We start from the raw sequence: 20,209 nt of genomic DNA, 5'->3' as shown, positions 1-20,209 counted from the left end.
ATAATTCAAATACAAAAAAACGTCTAAATCAAAATTTAGACGTTTTTTTTATTTCTTTTTTGAAGAATCTCTTACAATCAATTCTGCATCTAAAATCATCTTATTCAAAACAGGTGGGGTATCCGCTTCTTCAATTCTTCTTAGAAAAGCCTCAGCCGTCAATCTACCAATTTCTTTACTATGCTGCTCCACTGATGTTAATGGTGGGGTTACTAAAGATGTAAAGGGTTCATTACTAAAACCAACGATAGCAATCTCTTCAGGTACTTTTACCCCCTGCTCTTTCAACAATTCTAACGCACCCAAAGCAGCATAATCCCCAGCAACATAAACAGCATCGGGTCTGTGTTTATATTTCAAAATCTCTTCCATAATCAATCTACCATTCTCTTTGGTTAGATTGCATTCAAAAATTAGATCTTCATCCAAGGGTAAATTATGTTTATCCAAAGCAGCACGATATCCTCTAATTCTATTTTGAAAAATTCTAGTATGTCTATAGCCTCCTATATGGGCAATCCTTTTACATCCCTGAGCCACAAGATGATCTACCACCATCAAACTACTTTCGTAATCATCAATTCCAATATAATCAACACCTAAATCATTTTCCCCACGATCAAATAAGACCAAGGGAACATCTTTGGATTTTATCTTCTCGTAATAAGAAAAGTCTTTAGTCTCATTCGCCAAGGAAGCAATAATCCCATCTACCTGGGTAAACAACAAAGCATCAATGATCCTACATTCTTTTTCAAAAGACTCATACGATTGAGAAATGATAATGTTGTAACCCTTTTCGCTTAAAACATTCTCAATACTCTCCAAAACAGCAGAGAAAAAATTACTATTTGCCCTAGGAATAATAACTCCCACTAAATTACTTTTTCCTCTTCTTAAGGCACTTGCTAAATAATTGGGTTGATAATTTAAATTTTTTGCAACTTGTTGAACTGAAGATTTCGTTTTCTCACTAATCCTAGGGTGGTTATTCAAAGCTTTTGAAACCGCAGAGGGTGTCAAACCTAACACATTAGCAATGTCTTTTATCGTAGTTTTTTTTTTAGTTCCCAAATTATTTATATATTTGTTCCAACGTTTGAACAAAAGTAGTTTATTTTTGTAACAACACCAAACCCACAAAACTTTCAAAACACAGTAAAAACAAGTGCTTGAAGGATTTTTTTGTGCGTAATAAAAAGGATTGAAACAAGGCAATCCTATTTTTTGGTAAACTTGTTCAATCGATAGAACAGAATATTATTAGTCTAAACATAAACGTACGATTTGAGTAACATCAAATCAATAATTAAATTAAACAACAATAAAATGGGTAAAGTAGTAACTTTCGGAGAGATCATGTTAAGATTGGCTCCACAAGGATTTTTAAGATTTTCACAAGCAAACAGCTTTGATGCTATTTATGGAGGTGGTGAATCTAACGTAGCTGTTTCTTTAGCAAACTACGGTGTAGATGTAGATTTCGTAACTCGTTTACCAAAAAACGATATCGGAGAATGTGCATTAATGGAAATGCGTAAAAGAGGTGTTGGTGTAGATAAAATCGTATATGGTGGAGATCGTTTAGGGATTTACTTCTTAGAAACAGGTGCTGTATCAAGAGGATCTAAAGTAGTTTATGATCGTGCTCATTCTGCTATCTCTGAAATTGAATCAGGAATGATTGATTGGGATGTTGTTTTTGATGGATGTGAATTTTTCCACTGGACAGGAATTACTCCTGCAATCTCTCAAGGAGCAGCAGATGTATGTCTAGAAGCTGTAAAAGCTGCAAGTGCTAAAGGAATTACAATTTCAACTGACTTGAACTACCGTGCTAAATTATGGAATTTCTGTGACGCTGCTCATAGAGAATCTATCATGACTGAATTGACTTCTTACTGTGATATTATCTTAGGAAACGAAGAAGATGCAGAAATGCACTTTGGAATCAAGCCAGAAGGAATTTCTGTTCAAACAGAAGGACACAATGTGAAAGCAGAGGCTTTCTTGTCTGTATGTGAGCAAATGATGGAAAGATTCCCTAGAGCTAAAAAAGTAATTACTACTTTAAGAGGTTCTATCTCTGCATCTCACAACACATGGGCTGGAGTATTATATGATGGAAAAACTTTATTCCAAACTCGTCAGTACCAAATTACTGATATCGTAGATAGAGTTGGTGGTGGAGATTCATTCATGGGAGGATTGATCTACGGATTATTACAGTTCCCTGAAGATGATCAACATGCCTTAGACTTTGCTGTTGCCGCTTCTTGTTTGAAACACACTATCAAAGGAGATGCAAACTTGGCAACTGTTGCTGAGGTTGAAAAATTAATGGGTGGTGACGCTTCAGGAAGAGTTGCACGTTAATCAATAATATTCATCTACCCTGCTGCATTATCGTAGCAGGGTATTTTTAAAACATATAAAATGGCACAATTTACAAGAATTGAAGTTGCAGCTGCAATGAAAGAAACAGGAATGATTCCTTTGTTTTTTAACCAAGATATTGAATTAAGTAAAAAAGTACTAAAAGCTTGTTACGATGGTGGAGCACGTTTGATGGAGTTTACTGCCCGTGGAGATTTCGCTCATGAAGTTTTCGGAGAATTAACGAAATATGCAATTGCTGAATTACCAGGAATGATTATGGGTGTTGGTTCTGTAACTGATGGAGCAGCAGCTTCATTATACATGGCATTAGGAGCTAACTTTATCGTTACTCCAGTATTACGAGAAGATATCGCTATTGCATGTAACCGTAAAAAAGTATTATGGTCACCTGGATGTGGTTCTCTTACCGAGATCGCAAGAGCGGAAGAATTAGGATGTGAAATCGTAAAATTATTCCCTGGAGACCTATACGGTCCTAAATTTATCAAAGGTATCAAAGGACCTCAACCTTGGACATCAATTATGCCTACAGGAGGAGTTGCTCCAACTGAAGAAAACCTATCTGGTTGGTTCAATGCTGGTGCAACATGTGTTGGTATGGGATCTCAATTGATTTCTAAAGATATCCTTGCGAATAAGGACTACGCTAAACTAGAGCAAGATGTAAAAGCTGCTTTAGCGATCGTTAAAAAAGTAAGAGGATAATTTTTTATATTCTAAAAAAAATAAAAGCGCAGTTTTTACTGCGCTTTTTTTATGTTTTTTTTGAAAAGTTTATTCCGTACTATTTTTGCTTGAAGAAGCTCTTACCAACAATTCAGTCTCAATAATTATTTTATTTATAGCTCCTTCTTCGATAGGATTTTCAATTCTATTTAAAAAGGCCTCCGCTGCTAATTTTCCTATTTGCTCACTATTCTGATTTACTGTAGAAATTGAAGGCGACAAATAAGAAGTAAAAGGCTCATTACTAAAGCCCACCAAAGCCATCTCCTCTGGCACTTTAATTCCATGCTCATTCAACACCTGTAAAGCTCCCAACGCAGCAAAGTCACTGGCTGCATAAATAGCATCGGGTCTATTCGGTAATTTCAATAACTCCTCCATTATTCTTCTACCATCCTCTAAACGCAAAGTACTTTTACTAATGATAGTTTCATCAACGGGTAAGCCTCTTTTCTCCAAAGCATCTACATACCCCCTGATTCGATTTCCATATACTCTTGTATTATCATAACCACCTAAATGAGCAATACGACTACAACCTTGAGCGACCAAATGATCGATAATCTTAAAACTCGTTTCATAATCATCTATCCCAACATAGTCAACTTTTAAATCCAACTCACCTCGATCAAACAAAACCAACGGTATTTCCTTGGCTTTTATTTTTTCGTAATAACTTAAATCTGTAGTTTCATTGGCCATCGATGCAATAATCCCGTCGACCTGTGTAAATAATAAAGATTCAATACACTTGCACTCCTTTTCAAACGATTCATTCGACTGAGTAATAATAATATTATACCCTTTGGCATTCAAAACCTCTTCAATATTTTCTAAAACTGAAGAGAAAAAATTACTATTATTTCTAGGAATAATCACCCCAACCAATCTACTTTTTCCGCTGCGCAATGCACTTGCTAAGTGATTGGGTTGATAATTTAATTTTTTTGCAACTTGACGTACTTCTGCTTTAGTTTTCTCACTAATTCTAGAGTCATCATTCAAAGCTTTTGAGATGGCCGAAGTGGACAATCCCATCACCTTGGCAATATCTTTTATGGTGATTTTTTTTTTAGTCGTCAAAATTTTTATACATTTGCTACATCGTTATAGCAAAGATAGTTAAATATATTTCATCACAAAAATGGAATAACACATAATCATCTTTTCTTTTTATAGAAACAGGTTTTAAATTATTGAATAGCAATAATTTTTTTTTAATCGATTAGCTAAAACGATGTAGCAGATAGTAACGCCGATGTTTTCTATCTTCTCAAAAGAACCAAAAGAGAGTTTTCTCTTTTTTTCACCGCTTGCTAAAACGATGTAGCAAGTTGAACATAATTGAAAATTACATAGTCTTCTTTTACAGAAGAACCATTAATAATATTACTAATTCTAAAGAATAAAAGAATGAAATACATTGTTTGCGAAAAACCAGGTGAGTTTATCTTAAAAGAAAAAGAAGCACCGGTAAGAAAAGAAAATGAAGCTTTATTACAAATCAATAAAGTTGGAATTTGTGGAACGGATTTACATGCATACTCTGGAAATCAAGCATTCTTTACATATCCTAGAATTTTAGGACATGAATTAGCTTCTGAAGTATTAGAAATAGGAGAAAATGCAAGAGGAATCAAAGCTGGAGATAAGGTTGTAATTATGCCTTATGTAAGCTGTGGAAAATGTATTGCATGTAGAAACGGAAAAACAAACTGTTGCACAAACATAACTGTTTTGGGTGTGCATGGTGATGGTGGTATGCAAGAACAAATTGCTGTTCCTGCAGATATTTTATTACCTGCAAATAACTTATCAAATGATCAGATGGCAATCGTTGAGCCATTAGCTATTGGGGCACACGCTGTTAGAAGAGCTGCCATTACTCCAGGAGAAACGGTTGCTGTAGTAGGTTGTGGTCCTATTGGAATTGGGATTATGAAATTAGCCCAAATTGCAGGTGCAAAAGTAGTTGCTATAGATATGAATGAGCAACGTTTAGAATATGCAAAAGAAAAAATTGGTGTAGAATACACTGTAAAAGCTGGTGAAGGTGCAGCTGAAGCTATTGCTGAATTAACAAATGGTGACATGTGTACTGCTGTATTCGATGCATCAGGAAATAAATTTGCACTTGAAGCCGGTCCAAGTTATATGTCTCATGGTGGACGTTTTGTTTTGGTTGGATTATCTAAAGGTGACTTAACTTATAACCACCCTGCTGTTCACTCTAAAGAGATGACTTTAATGTGCAGTAGAAATGCAACAACTGAAGATTTTGAACATGTAATCAATGTATTGGATCAATTCCCTACGGAATCTTTTATTACTCACAATGTTCCTTATACTGAAATGATTGAAAATTTTGACAGCTGGTTAAAGCCAGAAACAGGAGTTATCAAAGCAACAGTTGACTTTAACTTATAAAAAATAACAGGATGTCTAAGAATTATGTTCAAATAGATCCAAAGGATAATATTATTGTAGCAATTACAAACCTAGACAAAGGACTTGCAACTACTATCCAAGGAAAAGAAATTATCTTAAAAGAAAACATCAAACAAAAACACAAATACGCTCTGAATGACTTTGCTATTGGAGATGAAATATTTATGTATGGTGTTTTAATTGGAAAGGCTATTGAGCCAATCCAAGCAGGGTGTGCAATTACCATTAACAATGTAAAACATGCTTCTGCAGAATTTAACGATTCACAGGAAAAATTTACATGGACAGCACCAGATGCCTCTAAATTTGAAGGAAGAACTTTTAATGGATACCACAGAGAAGATGGTAAAGTTGGAACTGGAAACTACTGGTTGGTAATCCCTTTAACTTTTTGTGAAAATAGAAACATCGATGTTTTAGAAGGAGCTCTTTCTGAAAAATTAGGATATGAAACTAAAAAAGATTTTGCTGTTGATACGGATGCATTGATCAATCAATATAAAGCAGGTGCCTCTTCTGAAGAAATCTACAGTACTCCTATCATTACTACCAAAGAAGAAATGTCTAAAAACAGAGTATTCCCTAACGTAGATGGAATTAAGTTTTTAAAACATGACGGAGGTTGTGGAGGAATTAGACAAGATTCTGAAACCTTATGTAAACTTTTAGCAGGATACATTGCAAATCCAAATGTGGCTGGAGCTACAGTATTTAGCCTAGGGTGTCAAAATGCTCAAATTGAAATGCTTCAAAATGCCATCGATGCAATTACTCCAAATAACACTAAACCTGTTCACTATTTAGAGCAACAACAAAGCGCAAGTGAAAGAAGTTTAATCGAAGAGGCTGTAAAACACACCTTTGTTGGATTAACTGAGGCGAATAAAATTGAAAGAAAACCTGCACCTGTAAGTAAAATTGTTCTCGGCCTTGAATGTGGTGGTTCAGATGGTTTTTCTGGAATCTCTGCCAACCCAGCATTGGGGTATGCCTCTGATTTATTAGTGGCTTTAGGTGGAAGTCCAGTATTATCTGAATTTCCTGAGTTAAACGGAGTTGAACAAGAAATTATTACCCGTTGTAATACTGAAAAGGATTCTAAAAAATTCTATGATTTAATGAGAGCCTATTCAGCAGCTGCTGTAGCCGTAGGATCTGGTTTTGAAAACAACCCATCTCCTGGAAATATCAAAGATGGTTTGATTACTGATGCTATGAAATCTGCCGGTGCTGCTAAAAAAGGAGGAACCTCTCCTGTTGTTGAAGTTTTAGATTATACAGAACAAATAACAAAACCAGGATTGAATCTATTATGCACGCCTGGTAATGATGTTGAGTCTACAACTGGTTTGGTTGGTTCTGGTTGTAATATTGTGGTATTTACTACAGGACTTGGAACTCCAACAGGAAATCCAGTTGCACCTGTCTTAAAAATATCTAGTAATACCAAACTATACGAAAGGATGAATGATATTATTGACATCAATACAGGTACAGTAATTACTGGTGAGGACACTATTGAATCTATGGGAGAAAAGATTTTAGACCATGTAATCAGAGTTGCAAGTGGAGAAACCCCTTCAAAGGCTGTATTACACGGACACAATGATTTCATTCCTTGGAAACGTGGAGTTTCTCTATAGAACACAAATTAACAAACACTTTTACATCTAAAAGTTAAAAATAAAATATTATGAATTCTTTAAACAGAACAAACGCTTCAGTAAAAACATATACTGAAAGAATAATCCAATTTGGGGAAGGAAACTTCCTTAGAGCCTTCGCTAACTGGATGATTCATGAAATGAACAAAAAAGCTGATTTTGACGCAGGTGTTGTGGCAGTACAACCCATTGATCAAGGATTGATTAAAATGTTAAATGATCAAGATGGATTATATACATTATACCTAAATGGTATTAAGAATGGTGAGGCAATCTCAGAGCATGAAATAATTGATTGTATCCAAAGAGGAATCAACCCTTATGAAAATCATTCAGATTATTTAGCAACAGCAGAAAACCCAGACTTACGTTTTGTTATCTCTAACACTACAGAAGCTGGTATATCTTATAATGCTGGCGACAAATTAGAAGATGCTCCACAATCTAGTTATCCAGGAAAATTAACTGCATTACTATACAAAAGATTTCAAACTTTTGGTGGCGCATCTGATAAAGGATTGATTTTAATTCCGTGTGAATTAATTGATAAAAATGGAGACAACTTAAAACGTATCATTTTACAATACGCAGCAGACTGGAACTTAGGAGAAGAATTTGTTGAGTGGATCAATGAAGACAATATTTTCTGCAATACTCTTGTAGATAGAATTGTACCAGGTTATCCAAGAGATAAAATGGAGGCTATTACCGAAGAATTGGGATACAAAGATAACTTGGTTGTTGAAGGAGAACAATTTCACCTTTGGGTAATTGAAGGACCCGCATCAGTAAAAGATGAAATTCCAGCAGAAGCATGTGGTTTAAATATTGTTTTTACTGATAATATGGAACCATACAGAACACGTAAAGTTAGAATTTTGAACGGTGCTCATACTACATTAGTTCCTGTTGGTTACTTATATGGAATCGACAAAGTTCGTGAATCTTTAGAAGACGAAGTTGTAGGAAATTACTTGAAAAATACAATCTTCAATGAAATCTGTCCTACCCTAGATTTATCTCAAGAAGAATTGAATCAATTTTCAAATGATGTCTTAGATCGTTTTAGAAATCCATATTTAGAGCATGCACTTATTAGTATTTCTCTAAATTCAACATCTAAATTCAAAACTAGAGTTTTACCTTCTGTATTGGAATACATCAAACGTAAAAATAGTTTACCACAAGGGTTGTTATTCTCTTTAGCATCTCTAATTTCATTTTACAAAGGAAAAAGAAATGGTGAAGAAATTGCTTTAAAAGATGATGCTTCCGCATTAGAGTTCTTTGCTGCTCAATGGGCTAACGGATATCAAGCAAGCATTGTAAAAGCAACACTTGCTAACACTGATTTCTGGGGTACGGATCTTTCTGCTATTGAAGGTATGGTTGAAGCTGTTTCAACGCATCTTGAAGCCATTGAAACAAAAGGAATGCAAACAGCATTACAAGATTTTATCAAATAATAAATAACCCATTAGGCCTTCTTTACATTAAGAAGGCTTTTCAACTATAACTTATGACTATAGATTCTCATCAGCATTTTTGGAACTATGAGCCTATCAAACACGAGTGGATAGATGAAAGCATGGCAGTAATTCGAAAAGACTTTACGCCTAGCGATCTAAAACTGGTATACAATCAAAACAATATTGACGGTTGCGTTGCTGTACAGGCAGATCAAACACTTGAAGAAACCGACTTTTTATTGGAACTAGCTGCCTCTAACGATTTTATAAAAGGGGTTGTTGGATGGGCTGATCTACGATCAGAAAATATTGAAAATACGTTGGCCAACTACCAAGATAAGGAAAAATTAAAAGGTTTTCGTCATGTAGTTCAAGGTGAAGCTGATCATAATTTTTTATTACGTCCCAACTTTACAAGAGGAATCTCTTTATTAGAGAAATATAATTATACATACGATATTTTAATTTTCCCTCATCAATTAGGAGCTACTTTGGAATTTGTCAAAAAATTTCCAAATCAAAAGTTTGTCATTGATCATATCGCTAAACCATATATAAAAGAAGGTTTCTTTGATGGATGGGCTACGATGATTCAAAAAATTGCTACATATGAAAACGTATCCTGTAAATTATCTGGAATGATTACGGAAGCGGATTTCAACAGCTGGACAGAAAATCAAATACATCCTTATATGGAAGTCGTGTTGAATTCCTTTGGAGCACAACGTACTATGTATGGATCAGATTGGCCAGTTTGCCTCGTAGCGGGAAATTACACAAGAGTAAAAAAATTAACAACAGAATTTATTGCAAAATTAAGTACCACTGAGCAACAAGCCATTATGGGAAATAATGCAATCAAATTCTATAACTTATAAAATTAAAACTATGGATTTAGGTTTAAAAGGAAAAGTCGTGGTAATCACAGGAGCTGCTGGACTTAAAGGAAGTATTGGAGAAACCATGCTGCAACAATTAGCAAACGAAGGAGCTATTCCTGCTATCATTGATAGAAATGACAGAGGATTGGAATATGCAGAGGAGTTACAAGCAAAAGGGATAGATGCAATGTTTTGTAAAACTGATGTAACGAACCCTGATGAAATTGAATCGGCTATTGCTACGATCGTAGAAAAATATAAAAAAATCGATGTAGTAATCAATAACGTTGGTGTAAATGATGGAGCAGGATTAGACTCTTCTTATGAAGATTTTATGAATTCTTTAAAGCTAAACATGGTTAGTTATTTTTTAGTAGTAAAAAACGCACTTCCCTACTTAAAAGCCTCTAAAGGAAATATTCTTAACATCGGATCTAAAGTTGGACTTACTGGTCAGGGTGGTACTTCAGGTTATGCTGCTTCAAAAGGTGGTGTACTCGGACTTACTCGCGAATGGGCTGTAGATCTTATCAAAGATTCCATTCGAGTAAATGCCATTATTATCGCTGAAAGCTGGACACCAGCTTATGATTCTTGGATTAAGACATTAGAAAATGGTGAAGAAAAACTAAAGTCTATTGTAAAGAAAATTCCTTTGGAAAACAGAATGACTACTCCAGAAGAAATTGGAAATCAAGCTCTGTTCACTATCTCAAATAAAGCCTCTCATACAACTGGACAATTTATTGCCGTTGACGGTGGATATGTAAACCTAGATAGATCATTATTAACAGAATAAATCATTTGTTATAGATACTTGAATATATGAGATACTTAATCTTCTTATATTTCAAGTATCTTGCAAAAACATAAACCAAAAATTAAAAACCTAAAAAATGAGTGAATCAAAAAAAATTCCAATTGTTCGTAAAGAACTACTAATACCATTTATCGTAATTACTTCTTTATTCGCATTATGGGGCTTTGCCAATGATGTTACAAACCCAATGGTAACAGCCTTTAAAAAAGTAATGCCAGAATTAAGTTGGTTCCAAGCTTATTTGGTTCAATTTGCTTTTTATTTCGGTTATGGGTGTATGGCGCTACCTGCTGCACTTTATATTCGTAAATATTCCTACAAATCAGGAATTTTATTAGGATTGGCTTTATATGCCTTAGGTGCTTTTCTTTTCTTTCCTGCCTCTGTATTTGAAAGTTTCGGTTTTTTCTTAATTTCATTATATGTAATTACTTGTGGACTTGCCTTACTAGAAACTACTGCGAATCCATTGATTCTTTCACTGGGAGACAAAGAAACAGCTACACAACGTTTAAATTTAGCACAAGCATTTAATCCTATCGGTTCTTTAACCGGAATGATGATTGCTCAATTTTTAGTATTGAGTCAAATAAAGTCTGCTAGTTATGATGATGAATCATATGCTTTATTAGATGAAGCCACTAAGGCTGCTATCAAAACTGAAGACTTAGGAACTATTAGCTTTCCTTATATCAGTATCGGTGTTGTCGTTTTAGTAGTATTAGGAATTGTATATTTAACAAAAATCCCTAAAGTTGCAGATGATGATTCTATTTCTTTTAAAGAATCTATGAGCAAAATATTTGCTAAAAAACACTTTTTCCCTGGGGTACTAACTCAAATGTTTTATGTTGGTGCGCAAATTATGTGTTGGACTGCCATCTATCAATATGTAGAATACTTAAACTCTACAAGAGGTGCAGATGAACAGTTGAATGCTACGTATTGGAATATTATAGCAATGAGTATTTTCTTAGGAGGACGTTTTGTAGGAACTGCTCTGATGACTAAATTGAAAGCGGCGAAATTATTATACATCTACGGAATTTGTGCTGTGTTATGCGCATTAGGAGCTATTTTAATCCCTGGAATTCCTGGATTAATTTCATTAGTTTCTATTTCTTTATTTATGTCTATCAACTTCCCAACAATCTACGGAATTGCATTAAAAGATATGGGTGATGAAGCAAAAGTTGGATCAGCATTTTTAGTTATGGCTATCGTAGGAGGAGCAATCTTTCCTCCTATGCAAGGTTTGATCATTGATATAGGTGGTCCAAACTTAGCAGATACATTAATTTTAGGAGTTCCTGAAGTTAAATTTTCTTTCATTATGCCAATGATTTGTTTAATACCAGTAATTTATTACGGATACAGTAACTCAAAAAAATAAAATATGAGCACTAAAAGATTTTGTTATTCTTGTGATTTAAAAGATGATTCTAAATTAATTGCAGAATACAAAGAATACCATGCTGCCGGTAATGCTTGGCCAGAGATCACAAAAAGCATCAAGGATGCTGGCATTGTTGACATGCAAATTTACCTTACAGGAAATAGAATGTTTATGATTATGGAAGTTGATGAAACTTTCGATCCTGTTAAAAAAGCAGAAATGGATGCTAACAACCCGAAAGTTCAGGAATGGGAAAACCTTATGTGGGACTACCAACAAGAACTTCCGTGGGCTAAAGATGGTGAAAAATGGATTCCTTTAGAAAAGGTATTTCAATTATAATAATAAAAAAGGTCTGCAATGCAGACCTTTTTTTATTCCTTTTCTTCCATAACATAGAGCTCACTACTTCCATCATAACTTATGTTACTTCTTGTATTGCTGTAAGCATTTATATTGGTATTCCCTCCGCCAAATATACTCATGTAAAATTCAATTTTCTCAGTTCCATCAAAGGCATTAAACTTTAGATTTATTTTTCTTTTTTTATCATCATATTCAACTTTCAAATCTTCAATCTTATTTTCAACCTTTATACCTCCACTACCTCCATAGGCACCACCACCAGTGGTTCTTACACCAAAATAAGGTAGATATACAGAAATACTATCTCCAATAATCCTAATATGATTTGGATTCCCTATTAAATTAATCCGAGCTCCTTGTTGGGCCAAGGCCCACTCAGCCTCAAATTCAATTTTTCGATCTTTTACAATAGAAATCATTTCCTCATATTTCTCTTGTTTTTCCTGTTGTTTTTTCTCCTTTTTTGTTTGAGCTGTAAGACTTACAAGACTAAAAAGAATAATTACGGTTATATTAAAAGACTTCATTTTAAATAATTTTATTTATCTACTCTAAGTTAAAAATTAAATTGACTTTAAACAACTTCCTCTGAATATGTCTTTTATAAAAAAAATATGGTCATTTATTAAACAATAATAAACATAAGTTTATAAATGTAGCATTAACAGTTATAACAGCTAAAAAACAAAGAATTTTATCAACAAAATTAGATATTTTTGCATTTATTTTTTGGATACCCCTAGACCTGTAACACTTGTTTTCCAGAATTTTAACAATTATAAATTAGATTTTCACTGATGATGAAATTTTTCAGTTTTTATAAATTCTATTTAGTTACAGTACTAACATTTTGTTCATATACTGTTGCTTCTCAAACAAATATTGCTTCAGAAAACTGGACCAATAGCAATTATACTTCTGGATCAGGTTGGACTGGAGACTGGATTGAAAATGATGATGACACAGCTGCAAGTACCGGTAAGGTAAGAATCGTATCAGGTGAGTTATTGATGACAGGAGCAGCCTCAGGAGTAGATGACGCTAGTATTCTCAGAAAAATAGACTTATCAACATACACTTCAGCAACCCTTTCTTTCGATTATCGCGGTACCGGGTTAATGGAAAATAATGACTTTGTTTATATCGAATACTCGATAAACGATGGAGTGGATTGGTTACTACTTGACACATTTCAGGGAAACATAGCCGATTCAGGTAATATCGTAATGAGTCCTGGACAAGTAGAAAATAGTGGTAGTTACATCAAAGCACTCCCTGTTAGTGGAGGATCAACTACCTATATCAGATTTAGAAGTAAAATAAGTTATACGGATGAGTTATTTTATATTGACAATATTGATATTTCTGGAGAAATTACACTTAATGATGATAACGATGGTGATGGAATAATTGATTCCGAAGACGTTGATGATGATAATGATGGTATACTGGACACTGAAGAACAGAATTATACCAACAATGCCATTTTATCTTGTGAAGGAATTGAAGAATTAACATTTTCGGGGGCTGTGCAAGAATCTGGAAGTGTGGATGGAAACTTTGATCAAGGAGATGTATTTCGGTTTTCCAATGTTCTTTCTGGTGTTGATGCCCTTGTTACCTTATCAGAAATCAACAATCTTACTCTGAACAGCTTAGATAATGACACCCAGTATGCAAGTTCGATTGTAGCGAATACACAATTTAGTATTTCAGGAGTTGGAACACAAGCATATGTAGAATATACTTTTAATTTTGTGGTTTCAGGCACTACCACACCTTATCAATTAAACGACTTTAATGCAAGCTTTAATGATATTGACGGAAATAATAGTTACAATGAACAATCATGGTCACTTAACCCATCTATCTACGTTTATAACAGTGATACTCAACTAACCTTTAGCAGAGATGGTGAATGGTTTGTAGGAACAGCAGGAGGAACAGAATTTGGTGGGGTGTCTCCAACAAATCCAGAAGTAAACTACACTACAGTTCATGCGAGTAATACAGAATATAAAGTAAGATTTGGTTTTATTTCAAATCAAGCCAATGCGAGTTCTAATTTTAGGGAAACCATGTTGGACTTCAGTTGTAACTCTTCATACACAGATGCTATTATTGGACATATTGATTCTGATGGTGATGGAATTCCAAATTATCAAGATTTAGACTCTGATAATGATGGTATTCCTGACAATATTGAAGCGCAATCAACAGTAGGATACATTCCTCCAAACGGAGTATATGATGGGACAGGATTGGACACTGCCTATACCGGAGGCTTAACACCTGTAAATTCTGACAACGCAGAAGACGCAGTAGATTACCTCGACTTAGACTCAGACAATGATGGCTTATCGGATACTGAAGAGGCTGGTATTACACTGTCTTATATTTTTGGAGTAAATGGTTTGGATAACAACTATCAAAACACGGATGACTATTCAAATCCACAAGGTAACTTTGACAACACACAAACAGATAATTTTCCTGATGCCGATGAAGATGTTTTAGCTGGTGGTGACGTAGATTACCGAGATAACATTTTCAATAATGACAACGACGATGATAACGTAAATGACACCGTAGATTTAGACGATGACAATGATGGAATAACAGACTTAGCAGAATTTGGAACTTGTATTGGTTCTAGTTCTATTTTTTCTTGGACAACTTTATACACAAATGGGGGAAGCTCTGAAAGTACAGGTGATGATCCTGTGGTTACTGACAATACAAAAACTATAGACAATGTTGGTATTACAATAACAAGATACACAGGAATTAGCACTGACAACAACTACGCAGTAAACGATTACATAAGCTCTAACAGTTCTTATACAATATCTCAAGCTGCTGTTCAAAACGGTTCCTCAACACACACATTTTCATTTGATGCGCCTGTATACAACCTTAGTTTTACTTTACATGATGTGGACGCCAACACTGACTCTAAAGATAATATTGAAATTGCAATTTTGGATTACAACGGTTCGCTGTATACAATGCAAGCTTCTGACTATACGCTTGGAGCCTCAAATACAAAAGTTGTCTCAAGTGGTAATATTTTTGAAGGAACTAGCGCTGCTTCAAGTTTTACAAATACAGGAGATATTCTAATTTCAAATTTACCTGTTTGGATTTCTAAAATGATTATTACCTTTAGCAACACAGACACCAATGACCCAGCTGGTACTCAAGAAATAGCTATTGGAGATTTTTCTTTTTGCCCTCCAGCAAATACCGATGGTGATACAGTTTTTGACTTTCGTGATTTAGATTCTGATAATGATGGAATCACTGACAATATAGAAGCTCAAAATACGAGTAGCTATATAGCACCGAGTGGAGATTATAGTTCGGATGGAATCGACCTCGCTTATGGTAATGGTCTCACAGTTATAGACTCTGATTCTGATGGCATTAACAACTTTTTAGACCTAGATGCTGATAATGACGGTATTCCGGACAATATTGAAGCACAAAGTACACAAGAATACATTGCCCCCTCAGGAAGCTATAGCTTATTCGGAATTGATTTGGCATATGATGCAGGGTTGACACCGGAAAACACAGACGGAACCGATGAAGCCGATTATTTAGATTTGGATTCTGATAATGACCTAGCCCTAGACATTGTAGAATCAGGCGCAGGTTTAACAGCTGATGGTAACGGAAGAACAACTGATGATGTAGGAACTAACGGATTAGACAACACACTAGATAACGGAGATACATATATTGATGTTAATGGAAGTTATGACGATTCCTTTACAACAATATTAACAGACTCTGATGGAGATGTGAATACCCCAAGTGGAGATCTAGATTATAGAGATATTTCCAATGGTATTGACACTGATGGAGATGGAATCTTAGATGATGTTGATATAGATGATGACAATGATGGTATTTTGGATATTGATGAATTAAACTGTTTTGGCTCAACTCCTACCATTACTGTAGATAATTTTAATGGAACAGCAAATAATAGTCAATCATTGGATGGCACTATTGCAAATGACAATGGTACGATTTTAAATGGGGTAGACGAATATATTATTTATGACTTAGGAAATAACTTCCCAATAAACTCTTCAATAAGAATTCACCTTTGGGCAACTGGTTTAGCTTCTTACAAAGAAATAATTATTTCACAATCAACAAGTGCTACAGCCAATACTGATCTTAGTAATACTCAATTCGCAAATACAAATACCATTAAAAACTCTGAAGTTGTAATATTAGACTACATTATCAAAGACATTGATGCTCGTTTCATAGAAATCAGAATGACAGAACGAGTAGCTTATGGTAGAATTGAAATTGTTGAAATATCTAGTTGTAGTGCCTCAGCAGATTCAGACAATGATGGCATAATTAATTCATTAGACATTGACTCTGATAATGATGGAATTCCAGACAATATAGAAGCACAAACAACACTTGGTTACATTGCTCCTAGTGGTCTTGGTTCTTCCATTACTGATGACAACAACAACGGTTTAGATGACAATTATGAAACAGAACAAGGAGGAACCTATCTAACACTTATTAACACTGATAGTACCAATGACAGTATTTATGATTTTCTGGATACAGATTCAGATAATGATGGAACGCCAGACATTGAAGAAAATGGGGATTCAGACAACACTGTTAGTGGTATTGATACAGATGGAGATGGATTGGACGATAGTTTTGAAGGAAATAATGTAAATGATGGTTTTGATGTTAATGATCAATTAGATACCCCTTCTACAAACCTACCAGATACAGATTCTGATGTGGACACACAAGATGTAGATTACAGGGATGCCGTTGTAGATGAAGTTTTGCCAAGTGTCGTTGGTAACACCCTTTGGCTGAGAGCAGACATTGGAGTCACAGGTGGAAGCAACGTCACCTTATGGGAAGATCAATCTGAATCAAATGCAGACTTTGTAGGCTCAGGAGGAACTGAACCAAGTAACACCACAAGTGCAAACAATTTAAACTTTAACCCGGTTGTAACATTTACTCCTGGAAACAACGATGTCTTAACCTATAACGGAAACCTTAACCCACGTAGCATCTACATCGTATATAATGATTTATCTACCGCTTCTTGGACAACTCCTTTTAACAATGATGGAACAAGTCTTGGACATGGAGATGATGGAACTTATGTATATGACGCTAGTGGAAATAACTATACAGCGGCAGGGGCTACAGGAGGTGATCAATACTCAAACGGACTAAGCACAACATTAACTGCTCATTTAAGACCTACTAACTTCGAAATAATTTCTAATATTTATACCAGTAATTTTTCTAACAACACATACAATTATTACGTAGGTAGTGATAGAGGATTCTCAGGAAGAACTATTGACGGAAGTGTTGCCGAAATAATGCTGTTTAGTGATGAGCATAGCTTGAGCAAAAAACAACAAGTTGAATCTTATCTTGCCATAAAATATGGTATTACACTAGGCGATACAGACTCTGAAAATAGCATTGTGGAAGGTGACTATGTCCTATCTGACTTATCTACTAAAATATGGAATTATTCAACCAACAGCTCATTCCATAATGATGTTGCTGCGATTGGAAAGGATGATGGAATGGTATTGAATCAAAAACAATCTAAATCTGAAAATTCTGATGCAATCATCACCATCGGATTAAATTCAATAGCAACAACAAATGCAAATAATAATAACAATTTTAACTCAAACAAAGATTTCCTTGCTTGGGGGAATAACAATGGAAGCTTACTAACTACCACTACAGAAGTTTTGGTATGTGCTCCAGAAAAACATTTGAACAGAACTTGGAAAATCGTTGAAAATGGATCAGTTGGGACTGTTGAAATCGCAATAGATCAAACCACAGTTGACAATTTATTAAACACCGGATACACACAAAAAGTATTAAAAATAGCTGATGATGAAGATTTTCTGGTAAACGTACACTATGCTCCAATTACCTCAAAAACATTGAACGGATCACAACAATATTCTACCACCTACGACTTTAATGGAACAAAATATTTTACTTATGCCGAGGTTAATGGAATATTTTGGAATGGAGATACGAACAGTTGGTCTGGAGGATCTGAAGCAAACGGCTCTCCGAATACTAATCTGGCCGACAAAGACAAAGTGATGGTTATTGACTCAGAAACATCTAACAATCACGCTTTATTAGAACAAGATGCTGTAGTCGAATGTTTATGGGTAAAAGAAGGATCACAGTTAACCATCGATACTGATAAATATCTTGAATTTGATGAAGATTTTATATTAGAAGGAGATGTAAGAATGATTGGTGATGCACAATTAGTGCAAACCCATACTTTAGAAACAAATGTTGAAGGTAACGGAAAAGTATATAGAGATCAAAAAGCAACAGTGGACAACGTTTATCGATACCATTATTGGTCTTCTCCGGTTGTAGAGATTCAAAAATCGACATTTAGGGTAGGTTCCGTTATGAAAGACGGTACCTCTCCAACTTCTGAAACATCAACTCCAAAAGACATAAATTTTGTGGAATACACAGAAAGTTATGATGGAGATACTACAGATCCTATTACCATTGCAAATTATTGGATTTGGACTTATATCAACGGAAGCTCTTCTGCTGAATGGAGTCAGAAGAAAGATACTGGTGTAATTAACAGAGGAGAAGGATTTACAATGAAAAGTACTGGTAGAAGTCCACAAAACTTTACTTTTGTTGGAAAACCAAATGATGGAACCATTAAAATAAATGTGGATGAAAACACAAATAGTTTAATTGGAAACCCTTACCCATCTGCGATAGATGCTGTTCAATTCATAACAGATAATTCGGATATCATCGATGGAGGTACCCTATACTTTTGGGAACATACAGGTGAGGTTAAAAGTGCGGAAGGAACTACCGAAGGTCATAATATTGCTGGTTACAAAGGTGGATATTCTACAAGAAACCTAGGAAGTTCCGTTGCAGCTAAAACACCTACGTCTGGAGTTGATGGATTAGGAGATCTTAATGACTATAACGCTCCTGGTCAATATATAGCAGTAGGTCAAGCCTTCTATGTTGGTGCAGTCAGTACGGGTGAAATTACCTTTGAGAACTCTCAAAGAAAATTCCAATCTATCAATGGTGGGGATTCTGTTTTTCATAAAGGAAAAGGTAAAAAATCAAACAATCAAGACCAGCAAACAGACTTTAGTGAGACTGAAATAGGTACCTATTTGAAAATTGGTTTTGAATATAATAATGAAAATGGCATTAATATTCATCGTCAAATTGGAGCTACCTTTGATAAAAGACATAGTTTTGAATTAGACTACGGATATGACAGTTATGCATATGATGTTCAACCAACAGATGCATATTGGCAATTTGATGAAAATGGGACTAAACTATCCATCGCTGGAGTTCAATTTATTAAGGATGATTTGGAACTTCCGTTTACAATTACCATCAACGAAAAAGAACCTGTAAGGGTGTTAGTAGACGAATACCGTAATTTAGAACGTTCAGTTTATCTTTATGACAAAATTGAACAAACTACTTATGACATTACTAATTCTGCGGTGGAACTCACCCTTGAACCTGGTATCTACTCAGATCGATTTACTATTGTGTTTAAAGAACAAAACCAAGAAGACATCCTCGATACAGATATTCCGGAGCATATAAATTTCTCTATCAGATTCTCTGAGAAAGAACAAAAAATTAAATTTATCAACCCAGATCATATTGATATAACCGAAGTCAAACTAATATCTGTTTCAGGAATCGTTCAGGATTCTTTTGAATTCGATCGTACCCCGATATCAATTAATGTGAATCACTTAATCCAGGGAATCTACATCATACAGATTAAAACCTCGGAGGGAATTATAAAACAAAAAATAGCTTTGTATTAACCCAATCATATTTTAGACAACATCATTGATTGATCTCAATGCTAATTTTTAATATTAAATAGAAAAACCGGATGCCTTATAACAGCATCCGGTTTTCGATTCTAAACTACCCCTAGTTCTCTTTTT

Annotated in this window: 13 protein-coding genes; 10 read left to right on the top strand and 3 right to left on the bottom strand. The window is 34.8% G+C overall.

What is annotated here, in order from left to right; translation table 11 throughout:
• Positions 1–48: 48 nt before the first annotated feature.
• Positions 49–1,074 carry a LacI family DNA-binding transcriptional regulator gene (locus AC2DZ0_RS15485; protein WP_484490977.1) on the bottom strand — a complete coding sequence of 342 codons (1,026 nt, stop codon included), beginning with the start codon at positions 1,072–1,074 and terminating at the stop codon, positions 49–51.
• Positions 1,075–1,329: 255 nt separating this feature from the next.
• On the opposite strand from AC2DZ0_RS15485, the gene AC2DZ0_RS15480 reads away from it, so the two are divergent.
• Together AC2DZ0_RS15480 and AC2DZ0_RS15475 are read left to right on the top strand one after the other, a co-directional pair.
• A complete protein-coding gene (locus tag AC2DZ0_RS15480; protein WP_484490976.1) occupies positions 1,330–2,376 on the top strand; it encodes a PfkB family carbohydrate kinase in 1,047 nt (348 codons plus the stop codon).
• Between the two features lie 60 nt (positions 2,377–2,436).
• A complete protein-coding gene (locus AC2DZ0_RS15475; RefSeq protein ID WP_484490975.1) occupies positions 2,437–3,105 on the top strand; it encodes a bifunctional 4-hydroxy-2-oxoglutarate aldolase/2-dehydro-3-deoxy-phosphogluconate aldolase in 669 nt (222 codons plus the stop codon).
• A gap of 69 nt (positions 3,106–3,174) precedes the next feature.
• Here AC2DZ0_RS15475 and AC2DZ0_RS15470 read toward each other — a convergent pair whose 3' ends face one another.
• Positions 3,175–4,209: a LacI family DNA-binding transcriptional regulator gene (locus AC2DZ0_RS15470; RefSeq protein WP_484642880.1), complete on the bottom strand. Its 1,035-nt coding sequence runs from the start codon at positions 4,207–4,209 to the stop codon at positions 3,175–3,177.
• Between the two features lie 330 nt (positions 4,210–4,539).
• On the opposite strand from AC2DZ0_RS15470, the gene AC2DZ0_RS15465 reads away from it, so the two are divergent.
• From AC2DZ0_RS15465 to AC2DZ0_RS15435, 7 genes are all read left to right on the top strand, one after another.
• Positions 4,540–5,553, top strand: coding sequence for a zinc-binding alcohol dehydrogenase family protein (locus tag AC2DZ0_RS15465; protein WP_484642878.1), 1,014 nt, complete (start codon positions 4,540–4,542; stop codon positions 5,551–5,553).
• Between the two features lie 11 nt (positions 5,554–5,564).
• Positions 5,565–7,217 (top strand): UxaA family hydrolase, encoded by a 1,653-nt coding sequence (locus AC2DZ0_RS15460; RefSeq protein WP_484642876.1) that lies wholly within the window; start codon positions 5,565–5,567, stop codon positions 7,215–7,217.
• 50 nt (positions 7,218–7,267) lie between these two features.
• Positions 7,268–8,704: a tagaturonate reductase gene (locus AC2DZ0_RS15455; RefSeq protein ID WP_484642874.1), complete on the top strand. Its 1,437-nt coding sequence runs from the start codon at positions 7,268–7,270 to the stop codon at positions 8,702–8,704.
• A gap of 53 nt (positions 8,705–8,757) precedes the next feature.
• Positions 8,758–9,585: an amidohydrolase family protein gene (locus tag AC2DZ0_RS15450; protein WP_484642872.1), complete on the top strand. Its 828-nt coding sequence runs from the start codon at positions 8,758–8,760 to the stop codon at positions 9,583–9,585.
• Between the two features lie 10 nt (positions 9,586–9,595).
• Positions 9,596–10,387 (top strand): SDR family oxidoreductase, encoded by a 792-nt coding sequence (locus AC2DZ0_RS15445; RefSeq protein WP_484642871.1) that lies wholly within the window; start codon positions 9,596–9,598, stop codon positions 10,385–10,387.
• Positions 10,388–10,484: 97 nt separating this feature from the next.
• Positions 10,485–11,801 (top strand): L-fucose:H+ symporter permease, encoded by a 1,317-nt coding sequence (gene fucP, locus AC2DZ0_RS15440; RefSeq protein WP_484490968.1) that lies wholly within the window; start codon positions 10,485–10,487, stop codon positions 11,799–11,801.
• A 3-nt stretch (positions 11,802–11,804) separates the two neighbouring features.
• A complete protein-coding gene (locus tag AC2DZ0_RS15435) occupies positions 11,805–12,146 on the top strand; it encodes an L-rhamnose mutarotase (RefSeq protein ID WP_484642870.1) in 342 nt (113 codons plus the stop codon).
• Positions 12,147–12,178: 32 nt separating this feature from the next.
• Here the strand turns inward: AC2DZ0_RS15435 and AC2DZ0_RS15430 are convergent, their stop codons facing one another.
• Entirely contained in the window at positions 12,179–12,697 is a 519-nt protein-coding gene (locus AC2DZ0_RS15430) for a DUF4251 domain-containing protein (protein ID WP_484642868.1), read from the bottom strand.
• Positions 12,698–12,967: 270 nt separating this feature from the next.
• Between AC2DZ0_RS15430 and AC2DZ0_RS15425 the strand changes: the two genes are divergently transcribed.
• Positions 12,968–20,083 carry a DUF8202 domain-containing protein gene (locus AC2DZ0_RS15425; RefSeq protein WP_484642866.1) on the top strand — a complete coding sequence of 2,372 codons (7,116 nt, stop codon included), beginning with the start codon at positions 12,968–12,970 and terminating at the stop codon, positions 20,081–20,083.
• Positions 20,084–20,209: the final 126 nt, after the last annotated feature.

The organism is Flavicella sp. IMCC45668, from assembly GCF_057219105.1.
This window is presented reverse-complemented; position numbering and strand designations above follow the sequence as displayed.